We start from the raw sequence: 12491 nt of genomic DNA on the forward strand, positions 1-12491 counted from the left end.
GGTGCCGCGCCCTGGATTGACGTGTACCCGGCCGGAGTTATCCACAGGGGCAAGCGGAACTTCGCGATCCGCGAGATCGTCTGCGCATGACGAACCACAGCGAAACGACTGGATCTCCCGAAAACGGTGAAACTGCGGGAATCGACCCCCGGGAATGCCGCGGCGCGCAGGGTGCTGAGGCGGGACGGCCGGACAACCTCGACTGCACCGCGTACGACGGTCACAGTGAGCACCAGGTGACCCTGCGCACCCCGGCCGAACTGGCCGACGCCCTGCCGTATCTGCTCGGCTACCGCCCCGAGGACAGCATCGTCCTGGTCGCCCTCCACGACAGGGACGGGCGCGGCCGGTTCGGGGGCCGGGCCCGGCTCGGCATTCCTGCGAGCTGCGACGACTGGCCTGCCGTGGCACGGCAGTTGGCCCACGGACTGGTCACGGGCAGCGAGCGCAGAGGAGTTCGCCCCGAGCGGATGGTCGCCTACCTGTGCCAGGAGCCCGGGAAGGCCGAGTCGGGCAGGCAGGTCATGGAACGCCTCCGACCGCTGGCCCAGAAGCTGCGCGTCGAGTGCGGTCTCCTCGACGTACCGGTGATCGAGGCGCTGTGCATCTCGGACGGCCGCTTCTGGTCGTATTGCTGCGGAAGCAAGGAGTGCTGCCCGCCCGAGGGCGCGTCGATGGGCCTGCCCGGCACCTCCGTGCTGGCGGCCGCCGCCACCTACGCCGGTCTCCAGGTGCGCGGCACCCTGCGGGAGTTGCGGGGCAGGCTGCTGCCCTGGGAGAACGCCTCGGCCCTGGCTCAGGAGATCGCCCTGGACACGGGCAGCATGGCGATCGTCCCGAGGATCCTCGATGAGGCGAGCCGCGCCGGCGTGGCCGAGGAGACGCTGGAGCTGGCGCGGCAGATCATGCGGCGCTTCGCCCAGGCGCCGTCCGTGTCCGGCACACTCACCGCCGATCTCCGCGACGACCAGTTGCTCGACCACGACGAAGCCGCGGCCCTCATCCTCGGTCTGCAGGACCGCACGACCCGTGATCGCGCCGCCGAGTGGATGGAAGGCGACGAGGCGGGTCCCGCCCTACGGCTCTGGCGGGCCCTGGCGCGGCGCTGCGTCGGGCCGTACGGGGAGCACGCCGCAGCGCCTCTCACCCTCGTCGGCTGGGTGGCCTGGTCCACCGGCGACGAACTGGAGGCCAGGGAGGCCCTGGCCATGGCACTGGGTGCGGATCCCGGCTACCTCTTCGCGCGCCTGTTGCACCAGGCCTGCAACGAGGGTCTGGACCCGGAGTCGATCCGCCGCTGTCTGCGTGCCGAACGCGTCGACAGGGCACAGCCCGAGCCGGTCGGCACCGCCGAAGGGGCGCCACAGAGCGACGAGCCCGTGCCCTGCCCCGCACCGGCCACGGGGAGCCGGCGCCAAGCGCGATCAGTTGGATCCGGTGCCGGTGGTGCGAGGGCGGAGGGGCACGGGACGAGTGGCTCGCGGCCGCGGACATCGGCAGCGGGGAACAGGCGTCCCGGCGCCACCGCGCGTGCGAGCCGTACCCGCAAGGGGGCTGCACGTAGCCGGGCGGGCGAGGCCGAGGGGGATGCGTGACGAGCGGTTGGTTCGGTGCCGTTCTCCACGCGCCGCAGAGGCGGTGTCCAAGGTCCCTCGGCTGTCCGGGCCCTGCCCGCCATTCGGTCGGCTCGGCCCGTCACGGGCGTGACCCCGAGGAGCCCTGCTCCGTTCACCTGAGTGGCGGAACGCCTGGACGGGGCGCGCCGCCGCATCGCCCCATCGTTCAGGACCCCGCTACGCAGACGCCGAACACGCCCGAGGCGCACCGAGCGCAGAGGAAGCCACCCATGTATCAGCCGACTCCGCCCTCCTCCTCCGCCGACGACACCCGCTCCGCGGCAAGCGGGCCCGCACCGCGTGCCGGCCTGCCGGAGAGCCCGAGCGAAAGCGTTGCGTTCCTCGGCAGGGGGCGGCGTCCGTCCGCACTGTCGGAGGAGAGCGCACGGTCCGAAGGGGTGCCGACAGGGCAAGCAGTTCGCCCCGGCTCGGCACCGGACCAGGGTTCGCCCCTGGCGCGGGTGGTGGATCCGGCCGGTCGCCCCGGGGCGTTGGACTCCGGTCCGGCCTCGCCCGGAGCGGTAGGTCCGGCCGGCCGTCGTGGGGCGTTGGACTCCGGTCTGCCTTCGCCCGAAGCGGTGGGTCCGGCTGGTCGTCCTGGTGGCGTGCCGGGCTCCGGTACGCCGCTTGAGCAGGTGGTGGATGTACCTGTCCGTACCGGTTCGGCTCCGGGCTCAGGAGTGTGGGCGCCGGATTCAGGCGGTCGTTCAGGCTCGGCCCTGGGATCAGGAACGACCTCCATGCAGGCCCCGGACTCAGCTGGACGCTCGGGCATGACCCCGGACTCCGGAGCAGCTTCCACGTGGGCCCCGGATCCGACCGCCCGCTCCGGGCGGTCACCGGAGCAGGCCCCCCGCTCGGCCCGGCCGACAGGACAAACCCGCCGCTCGGGCCCGCCGACAGGCGAGGGACTCTCGCCGCCGTTTCCCACGGGCCCTGCCCCGGCGACGTCCCGGCCCGCGGCTCAGGCAGGCCGCTCTTCGGTATCCCCGTCTCATGGTGCCCCGCCACCCCCGTCTCCCCGCGCCTCCGAACTGCCGCCCTCCCACACGGCCCTGATCTGCGTCGCCCTTCCGGGCCTCGCCATCTCCACGGAGCAGGGGCAGTTGACCGGCCAGGGGCTGGAGGGGTTCTACCGAGCCGGCCGGCGGGTGTTGTCCCGCTGCCAGGTCCGGGTGGCCGGTCGTGAACCGCTCGGGGTACAGGCACGCATGATGGCGGCCGACAGCGCCCGCTTCGTGGGAACCCTCCGCACCTCCGCACACACGGGTCCGGACCCGGACGTCGTGGTCGAGCGGATCCGTCATGCGGACGGTACCGAGCGGATCACGCTGCACAGCGCGGCCCTGCGCCCGCTGAGACTGCCGGTCGAGGTGGCCCTGGGCACCGACCTGGCCGACCTGGGCGCGATCGCGGGCGGTGCCCCAGGACCCGAACTCACCGCGAGCGTCCATGACTCGGGGCTGCGCTGGTCCTCCGCCGTCGGCAAGTCGTCGGTCACTGCCGATCCGCCGCCCACCGACGCGCTGGCCTCGGCCGGTCTGCTGCGCTGGGAGTTCGCCCTGCCGCCAGGAGGCAGCGCGAGCCTGGAGCTGCGGATCCGCCCGGACGGCGCGGGGCCCGTCCGGGGCGTGGGCCGGGCGGCAACGAGCCCTTTCGCTCCCGCACGGGCGGCGGGCGACGATCCGAGGGTCGAGAAGCTGCTGCGGGCGAGCATCGACGACCTTCAGGCCCTGCTGCTGCGCGACCCCGCGCACCCGACCGACACACACCTGGCCGCCGGTGCCCCCTGGCGGTGCGGCCTGGCCCCGGCCGAGGCGCTCGTCGCGGCCCGGATGACCCTGCCTCTCGGCACCCGGCTCGCCGCAGGCACCCTGCGCACCCTGGCCCGCACCCAACTCCCCGGCCCGGGACCGCAGTCCGGCATGATTCCCGGTCCCAGACGCGACGCGGGCCCACACCTCCCGCCGAGTTGCACGGGTACGGAAGCCACTTTGCTCTTCCCGGTGCTGCTCGCGGAAGCCCGTCGCTGGGGACTTCCCGATCCGGAGACGCAGGAACTGCTGCCGGTGGCCGAGCGCTGTCTGACCTGGCTGCGGACGGCCGTGGGCGATGCCGCCTATCTCTGCGACCCGCAGCCCGGTGGCCCGGTCCGGAGCGAGACCCAGGCCCATGCCCATCGCGCCGCGCTGCTCGGCGCCGATCTGCTCGACACGTGCGGCAGACCGGGCGGGGCCGGGCTGCGGCATTGGGCGCAGGAGACCCGGACCGCGTTTCGGGAGGACTTCTGGATCGACGATCCGGGCGGCGGCCGGCCCGCCGCTGCCCGCGCTCCCGACGGCCGTCCCGTCCCGCACCTGGGAGCGGCCGCCGTCCACCTCCTCGACACGGGTCTGCTGGGCGGCGGCGAGCGGGCCTGCGGGCTGCTCGACAAAGTGCAGACCGAACAGCTCGCCCGGCTGCTGGGCGGCCCCGCCATGGACTCGGGCTGGGGTCTGCGCGGGCTGGGTGCGAAGGAGACCGGCTACAACCCGTTCGGTCACCGTGGGGGAGCCGTGCGCACCCAGGAAACGGCGATCGCCGTAGCCGGCCTGGCCGCCGCCGGCTATGAGAAGGAGGCGGCTTCGCTGCTGCGCGGCGCGCTGGCGGCGGCCGAGGCCTTCGGCCACCGCCTGCCCGAGATGTACGCGGGGGAGCAGCGCACGGACGGGAGCGCTCCCCTCCCGCATCCGGCAGCGTGCAGACCCGCCGCCACAGCTGCGGCGGCGGGCGTGCTGTTGCTGACCACGCTCGCGGGAATCCGCCCCGACGCCCCGGCCGGCACCGTCACCCTGCGCCCCGTGCGCAGCGCACCCCTCGGCGAGATCGTCCTGACTGGATTACGGGTCGCGGGCGCCCCGTTCTCCGTACGGGTCGGGCGGCTGGGCCTCGCCATGGCCGAGGAGGCGGCCGACGGGCTGCAACTGGGAGTGTGACCTCGCATGACGAGCCACCGCACGACGGCGGGAGCAGACCGTGGGACCCGTACCGGACCGAAGTGGATCAGCCATCGATGCGGCCGACGAAGGGAGTGTTTATCGTCAGGCAGACGACTATGATCGCCGCATGCCCTACGACCCGTCAGCCTTTCCGCCCTTCGCCGTCACCGTGGACCTGGTCGTGCTGACCGTGCGCCGCCATGCCCTGTGCGCGCTGGCGGTGCGCAGGGGCGAACCGCCGTTTCAGGGACGCTGGGCGCTCCCCGGCGGTTTCGTGAGGGCCGACGAGGACCTGTCCCAGGCCGCAGCCCGCGAACTGGCCGAGGAGACCGGGCTGCGTGCCCATGAACCGGCCGTCCCTGCCCAGGACAACGGCGCCCACCTGGAGCAGCTCGCGACGTACGGCGACCCCAAGCGAGACCCCCGGATGCGGGTGGTCAGCGTCGCGCATCTCGCGCTCGCCCCCGACCTGCCCGCACCCCGGGCGGGCGGCGACGCCAGCAACGCGCGCTGGGCGCCGGTCGAGGAGCTGTTGCAGCAGGGCGGCTACGGCCGCGACGGCGAACCCGTGGCACCTCTCGCCTTCGACCACGCCCAGATCCTGGCCGACGGAGTGGAGCGGGCCCGGTCCAAGATCGAGTACTCGTCGCTGGCCACGGCGTTCTGCCCCACCGAGTTCACCGTCGGTGAGCTGCGCCGTGTCTACGAAGCCGTGTGGGGTGTCGCGCTGGACCCGCGCAACTTCCACCGCAAGGTGACGGGTACGCCGGGCTTCCTCGTCCCCACCGGCGGTACGACCACTCGCCAGGGCGGGCGCCCGGCCCAGCTCTTCCGGGCCGGCGGCGCGACACTCCTCAACCCGCCGATGCTGCGCCCCGAAGTGTGACGATCACTCAACGTCCCTTGCCGCGACAAGAGATGTGGCAGCGGGCCTGGGCCAGGGCGGACCCGGCGGGGAGCAGTCCGCGAACAGTGGTGCGGTCGAAGTCGACTGCCTTCTGCGGAGCGGGCCTTGCGGTTCCGGAAAAAATGGACATAGCGCGCTATCTTGCTTTGGGTGATCCAGGCCTTCGGACTGACCAGCAACTCCCGCAAGGAGCATCCGCCCGCCGTCGACGACGTCTCCTTCGAGGCACGCGCAGGCCGTGTCACCGCGCTGCTCGGGGCGCCGGGAGCGGGCAAGACGACGGCGCTCAGACTCATGCTCGAACTCCAACAGGGCCGTGGAGTCACCTACTTCAGAGGCCGCCCGCTCCATCGGATCGCCCATCCGTCGCGCGAGGTCGGCGTGCTCCTCGGCGATGTGCCGGGACACCCGGCCCGTACCGTCCGCGGCCATCTGCGCATGCTGTGCGCCGCCGCGGGTGTTCCGGTGCGGCGCGCCGACGAAGTGCTCGAGGTCGTCGGCCTCGTCAGCCTCCGCGACGAACGCCTCGGCACGCTCTCGCGCGGCATGGACCGGCGGCTCGGCCTGGCCTGCGCCCTGCTGTCCGACCCGCACACGCTCCTCCTCGACGACCCGGCCGACGGACTCTCCCCCCGCGAGGGCCGCTGGCTGTACGGCATGCTGCGTGCCCACGCGGGGCAGGGCGGCACGGTCCTGATCACCACGGCCGACCCCAAGGAGGCCGCCCGAACCGCCGACCGGGTCGTCACGCTGGAGCAGGGCAGACTCGTCGCCGACCAAGAGGCCGCCGACTTCTCCCGTACCCGGCTACGCCCCCGCGTCGCCGTCCGCACCCCGCACGCCACCCGCCTCGCGGCCCTGCTCACCAAGGAGGCCCGCACAGCGCACCGCTCCGTCGAGGTCGTACGAGAGGGCGGCAACCGCCTCTCCGTGTACGGCAGCACCTGCGCCGACGTCGGCGAGACCGCCTTCCGGCACGGCATTCTCGTACACCAACTCGCGGACGAGATCGGGGACATGGGACCCGGTACGGGAGCGGACGCGCCGGACGAGCCCGGTGCCGTCGACGGGCCGCTCGGGCCGAGTGCGGTCCAGGCGCCGGATGCCGCCCCGCAGGAACCAGCCGCGGCAGGCGCGTCCCGGGCCCTGGACGTCGTATCGCGGAACTCGGATGACGAGCCGGGGCGGAACACCGTCCAGGACGATCGCCCCGGGGCGCATGCGGCCGGGGAGCCGGGACCTTCCCTGACCAGAGACGGTCACGTCGGTGTCATCGCGGAGACGGCCGGCGAGCCAAGTCTGCGCGAGGCGCAGGACGAAATGCCCGCCGCCGGTTCGGGCGACACCGAACGGGTGTCCGAGTCCGCCGTCCGCCGTCATGACGCCCCGATCGCCGAGGACCTCACCACGCGGCTTCCCGCTCGAAGCCGGGGCCCCGCCGGGGTCGCCACGCTCGACGCCCTCGTCGAGCTCCCGCCTCCCATCTCCGTCCGCCCCGCTCCCAGCCCGCTCCGTCCGCTGCGGTACGAGCTGCGCCGCGCCGCCGGGGTCGGTACGGGGTTCCTGACCGGGGCCGTCGTACTCGTCGCCTCCGCCCTGACCGCCGTACTGCTCGCCCGCGTGGGTCACACCCCGCAGCACCGGCTGCTCGCCGCCTGGCCGCAGGAGCTGCCGCTGCCACCCGCGGCGCTCGGTGCGGGACTGCTCGGGGCGCTGGCCTTCGGTGAGGAGTTCCGCCACCCCGCCCTGGCGGCGGACCGCGGAACAGTGCCCCGCCGGCTCGGGCTGCTCGCGGCCAAACTCGTCGTCTCCGGAGCCACCGCGCTGCTGCTGGCGTTCCTCACGGTGGGCTGCGACGCCGAGGCGCTCTATCTCCTCTACGGACGGGAGCTCGCGCAAGTTCCCAACGACTGGCTCCCGATGAGTGCGAGTTGGATCGCGCTCGTCGTCGGGTGCGCGTGGGCGGGAGTGCTGGCCGCCGGTGTCTTCCGGTCCACCACGGCCGGGCTGGCGGCGGTGGTCGCCGTACCCGTGCTCGTCGTACCCCTCGTACAAAAGGTCTTGGAGGGACCGGCTGTGCGGACGGCGGCCGGTTTTCAGCTGCGGCTGCGCGAGGTGTTCCTGCTGCAGTGGCCCTTCGGTGGAGAGCGCTATCTGTCCGGTGCGGTGCGCATGATCGCTCAACCCGTGGGTGGCGCGCTGACGTTGTCGTTGATGGCCCTGCTCTGCGCGTATCTGCTCACGACCCTGCGAAGCAGGGTCCGATGACGACCGTCCGCGCCCTTACGGTCTCTCTCTGTGCGCAACTCCCTCCGGAAAGCCCATTTCTTTCCGATAAGGCGTCAATTGCGACGGGGTGAGCGATCACCCTTTCGTGTGCTTTTCACCAAAGACCTCAAGGGAGTTGGAGACAGCGCCGACAAAGGATCCGTGAGTACCCTTGCGCACACCATGATGACCGCCGCCCGCTCCGCAGACTCCGGCCTCGCCGGCCCGGGCGAACTCGACCGCTACCCCTACGCGGAGGCGCCCGTCGCCGACCGTGTCGGGGCCCCCGCCTGGGACGCCGCGGACCCCGAGCTGGGCCGCGTGGGCCGGCGCACCGCCGGCAGCCGTGGACGCGGACTGCACGGCCAACTCGTCCAGCAGCTGGGACAGATGATCGTCTCGGGCGACCTGGGTGCCGACCGCCCGCTGGTTCCCGAGGAGATCGGCCAGCGTTTCGAGGTCTCCCGCACCGTCGTCCGTGAGTCGCTCCGGGTCCTGGAGGCCAAGGGTCTGGTCAGCGCCCGGCCGAACGTCGGCACGCGCGTTCGTCCCGTCAGCGACTGGAACCTTCTCGACCCGGACATCATCGAGTGGCGGGCCTTCGGGCCGCAGCGCGACGACCAGCGCCGCGAGCTGAACGAGCTGCGCTGGACGATCGAACCGCTCGCCGCGCGACTGGCCGCCGGGCATGGGCGCGACGAGGTCCAGCAGCGGCTCGCCGACATGGTCGAGATCATGGGGCATGCCATGGGACAGGGCGACGCGCTCACCTTCTCCCGCGCGGACGCCGAGTTCCACTCGCTGCTCATCCAGGTCGCCGGCAACCGCATGCTGGAGCACCTCTCGGGGATCGTGTCGGCAGCCCTCCAGGTGTCCGGAGGTCCCGTCACGGGATGTGACCGGCCGAACGAGGCCTCGCTGGTGCAGCACGGACGGATCGTCGACGCCCTCGCCGCCGGTGACGGGACGGCCGCCGAGGCGGCCATGCGGCAACTGCTCACCGTCCACCCGGAGGTGGAGCGCGTGGTGCCGGCGCCGCGCGAACACTGACCACGCACCGCGGGCGGCACGGCCGGAGGGTGCCTTCCCCTCCTGGGCATCGTCCGGTCGACGCGCCGTCCCCCGTCGGACCCCGCAGGGTCGTTCGCAATCCTGCGGGGTCCGAGGTGCGACCAGGGTGACTCGTCCCTCCCCGCGCCCGCTGCTGACCTCCTCTGTCCGCGTCTGACCGTTTTTGAACGCTTACGGGGTGTGACTCGGGCCACGCAGATTGGGCGTAACGCTCGTGGAAACAACGCGATGACCTAAGAGGTGACAGCCGCGGAGGGAATACGGACGCCATGAAAGGCGCTGTGCATCTTCCCGGCCCCCGCCCGCACCGCCGGCCCATCCACACGGCCGGTGGTCGGTTCCTGTCCATCCCGGACGGGGCCGGAAGCCGTTTTCCAACGTTCCGAGAGGTTGTTCGTGTCGGCCAGCACATCCCGTACGCTCCCGCCGGAGATCGCCGAGTCCGTCTCTGTCATGGCTCTTATTGAGCGGGGAAAGGCTGAGGGGCAGATCGCCGGCGACGATGTGCGTCGGGCCTTCGAAGCTGACCAGATTCCGGCCACTCAGTGGAAGAACGTACTGCGCAGCCTCAACCAGATCCTCGAGGAAGAGGGTGTGACGCTGATGGTCAGTGCCGCGGAGCCCAAGCGCACCCGAAAGAGCGTCGCAGCGAAGAGTCCGGCCAAGCGCACCGCCACCAAGACGGTCGCTGCGAAGACGGTGACCACCAAGAAGGCCACCGCAACCGCCACCCCGGCGGCACCCGCCGCCGAGCCTTCCGTCGAGGACGAGGCGCCCGTGAAGAAGGCCGCCGCCAAGAAGACGACGACCGCCAAGAAGGCGGTCGCGAAGAAGACCGTCGCCAAGAAGACGGCGACCAAGAAGACCGCCGGCAAGGATGACGCCGAGGTCGTCGAGGACGAGGTTCTCGAGGACATCAAGCCCGGTGAAGAGGAAGAGGAGGGCGGCGAGAGCAAGGGCTTCGTCCTCTCCGACGACGACGAGGACGACGCGCCGGCCCAGCAGGTCGCCGTCGCCGGTGCCACCGCCGACCCCGTCAAGGACTACCTCAAGCAGATCGGCAAGGTCCCGCTGCTCAACGCCGAGCAGGAGGTCGAGCTCGCCAAGCGCATCGAGGCAGGTCTGTTCGCCGAGGACAAGCTGTCCAACGCCGACAAGCTCGCCCCCAAGCTCAAGCGCGAGCTGGAGATCATCGCCGAGGACGGCCGCCGCGCGAAGAACCACCTCCTGGAGGCCAACCTCCGTCTGGTGGTCTCCCTGGCCAAGCGCTACACCGGCCGCGGCATGCTCTTCCTGGACCTCATCCAGGAGGGCAACCTCGGTCTGATCCGCGCGGTCGAGAAGTTCGACTACACCAAGGGCTACAAGTTCTCCACGTACGCCACCTGGTGGATCCGTCAGGCGATCACCCGCGCCATGGCCGACCAGGCCCGCACCATCCGTATCCCGGTGCACATGGTCGAGGTCATCAACAAGCTCGCGCGCGTGCAGCGCCAGATGCTCCAGGACCTGGGCCGTGAGCCCACCCCGGAGGAGCTGGCCAAGGAACTCGACATGACCCCCGAGAAGGTCATCGAGGTCCAGAAGTACGGCCGCGAGCCCATCTCCCTGCACACCCCGCTGGGCGAGGACGGCGACAGCGAGTTCGGTGACCTCATCGAGGACTCCGAGGCCGTCGTCCCCGCGGACGCGGTCAGCTTCACACTCCTCCAGGAGCAGCTGCACTCCGTCCTGGACACCCTGTCCGAGCGCGAGGCGGGCGTCGTCTCGATGCGCTTCGGTCTCACCGACGGTCAGCCGAAGACCCTCGACGAGATCGGCAAGGTGTACGGCGTCACGCGTGAGCGCATCCGCCAGATCGAGTCCAAGACCATGTCGAAGCTGCGCCACCCGTCACGTTCCCAGGTGCTGCGCGACTACCTCGACTAGGTCGCGGCCGTACGGCGTCGAAGGCCCGGTTCCCCACGCGGGGAGCCGGGTCTTCGTGCTGCGCGGGTGCGGGCCGCGCCGCCGTGGATCACTCTGGGTCTCCCATGGCCACCCCAGAGTGAGGAGCGTGCATGCGTCGTCCCTTTGTCCGGCCGCTGACCGGGTCGCTGGTGCTGGCGGCCGCGGCGGGAGCCATACCGTTGGTGTCCGCCGCCCCTGTGGCCGCCGACAGCGTCGTCGTCGGCGGCTTCCCCGTCGACATCTCCGAGGCCCCCTGGACCGTCGCGCTGTCCAGCCGTGACCGGTTCGGGGGTACCCGCGCGGGGCAGTTCTGCGGAGGCGTGGCTGTCGGCCCGACCACCGTGCTCACCGCGGCCCACTGTCTCGACGAGAACGTCCTGGGAGCCCCGCCGGACCGGTTGCGCGACTTCAAGGTCATCACGGGCCGTACGGACCTGCTCTCGGACCAGGGGCGGGAGATCCGTGTCCGGGACACCTGGGTGAACCCGGACTACGACAGCGAGACCAACGCCGGGGACTTCGCGCTACTCCGGCTGCACGAGCCCTTGCAGAGCAGTTCGGTCGCCACCATGGCGGCCGCCGGGGACGCCGCCTACGCGGCGGGGACGGCCGCCATGGTCTACGGGTGGGGTGACGTCACGGGCGGCGGCGACTACGCGCCCAGCCTGCGCGCGGCGCGTGTGCATGTGCTGGCCGACTCGCTCTGCGAGCAGGCCTCCCCGGGTGCCAATGGCGGCTATCGCGCCGACAGCATGCTGTGCGCCGGAGAGGAGCGGGGGGGCCGCGACGCCTGTCAGGGGGACAGCGGGGGGCCGCTGGTCGCCCAGGGGAAGCTCGTCGGGCTGGTGTCCTGGGGGAACGGTTGTGCGCTTCCGGGCTACCCCGGCGTGTACACGCGCGTGTCGGACGTCTTGCAGAAGCTCGGGTGGACCGCCCGGAGAGGAGGGTACTCGCAGGCCCCCTGAGGGGCGCTGAGGGCGCTTGCCGGCCCTGTGGGGCGGGGGAGAGGGTGGCCTGTCGGCCACGAATGCGGGCGGCCGCCCCTGTTTCCAGGGGCGGCCGCCCGTGTGCCGGCCTGTGCCGGAGCTGGCTCGTCGTGGACGCGAGGTGTCAGCGCTCTTCTTCGGTGGCGGTCGCAGGAGCGGTCGTCAGCCGCTCCGTCTCGTCCTGTATCTCAGCGGCGATCTTCTTGAGTTCCGGCTCGAACTTGCGGCCATGGTGGGCGCAGAAGAGCAGTTCACCGCCGCTGAGCAGGACGACGCGCAGGTATGCCTGGGCGCCGCAGCGGTCGCAGCGATCGGCGGCCGTCAGCGGGCTCGCGGGGGTCAGAACAGTAGTCACGTCGCCTCTTCTCTAGCTCGACGAGCTGTCGTACCAGGGTCAACATCCAACCAGCCCCAAAACGTTCCCGCTCAGGGCTTTCCCTCGAAAAAATCTTTCGAGTCCGGCTGTCTGCTGCCGGTTGGCGGCGAATGTGCCGTATTGCGTGTCTATGTGTCTTACGGGTTCGCTCTTGCTGTCAATGTCCGTCCTCCCGGCTGGGTTGCCGGTTGTTCATGAGGACGTGCCCGGAGCCTAAATGGTTCATGCCTCGAAGGGAACGTGATATGTACTTCACTCCAACGAGGGATCGAACGTGTATGCGACTCTGGACTATCGTGAGTTCCGGACGAGGGTGGCGTTACAACGGCTCTACCAGGC

At 71.5% G+C, this 12491-nt stretch carries 8 protein-coding genes; 7 read left to right on the forward strand and 1 reads right to left on the reverse strand.

Annotated features, from left to right (window positions below; genetic code table 11):
• The first annotated feature begins 86 nt into the window (after positions 1–86).
• The 7 genes from PH203_RS05265 to PH203_RS05295 all read left to right on the forward strand — a co-directional run bounded on the left by PH203_RS05265 (position 87) and on the right by PH203_RS05295 (position 11755).
• The gene (locus PH203_RS05265) at positions 87–1595 is read left to right on the forward strand and encodes a DUF4192 domain-containing protein (protein WP_289916798.1); all 1509 of its coding nucleotides are present in this window, start codon (positions 87–89) and stop codon (positions 1593–1595) included.
• Between the two features lie 761 nt (positions 1596–2356).
• Complete coding sequence (locus tag PH203_RS05270) at positions 2357–4591, forward strand: glycogen debranching N-terminal domain-containing protein (RefSeq protein ID WP_289916799.1); 2235 nt, start codon at positions 2357–2359, stop codon at positions 4589–4591.
• A 130-nt stretch (positions 4592–4721) separates the two neighbouring features.
• Positions 4722–5480 (forward strand): NUDIX hydrolase, encoded by a 759-nt coding sequence (locus tag PH203_RS05275; RefSeq protein ID WP_289916801.1) that lies wholly within the window; start codon positions 4722–4724, stop codon positions 5478–5480.
• 171 nt (positions 5481–5651) lie between these two features.
• Positions 5652–7769 carry an ATP-binding cassette domain-containing protein gene (locus tag PH203_RS05280; RefSeq protein ID WP_289916802.1) on the forward strand — a complete coding sequence of 706 codons (2118 nt, stop codon included), beginning with the start codon at positions 5652–5654 and terminating at the stop codon, positions 7767–7769.
• Between the two features lie 162 nt (positions 7770–7931).
• On the forward strand, positions 7932–8819 hold the full coding sequence (locus PH203_RS05285; protein WP_289916804.1) for a FadR/GntR family transcriptional regulator: 888 nt from the start codon (positions 7932–7934) through the stop codon (positions 8817–8819).
• Between the two features lie 417 nt (positions 8820–9236).
• Positions 9237–10769: an RNA polymerase sigma factor gene (locus PH203_RS05290; protein WP_289916807.1), complete on the forward strand. Its 1533-nt coding sequence runs from the start codon at positions 9237–9239 to the stop codon at positions 10767–10769.
• A 131-nt stretch (positions 10770–10900) separates the two neighbouring features.
• Entirely contained in the window at positions 10901–11755 is an 855-nt protein-coding gene (locus PH203_RS05295; protein WP_289916810.1) for a serine protease, read from the forward strand.
• 145 nt (positions 11756–11900) lie between these two features.
• On the opposite strand, the gene PH203_RS05300 is transcribed toward PH203_RS05295, so the two are convergent.
• Positions 11901–12131, reverse strand: coding sequence for a hypothetical protein (locus PH203_RS05300; protein ID WP_289916812.1), 231 nt, complete (start codon positions 12129–12131; stop codon positions 11901–11903).
• Positions 12132–12491: the final 360 nt, after the last annotated feature.

Origin of the sequence: Streptomyces sp. S.PB5 (genome assembly GCF_030403745.1) — a bacterium.
Classification (GTDB): Bacteria; Actinomycetota; Actinomycetes; order Streptomycetales; family Streptomycetaceae; genus Streptomyces.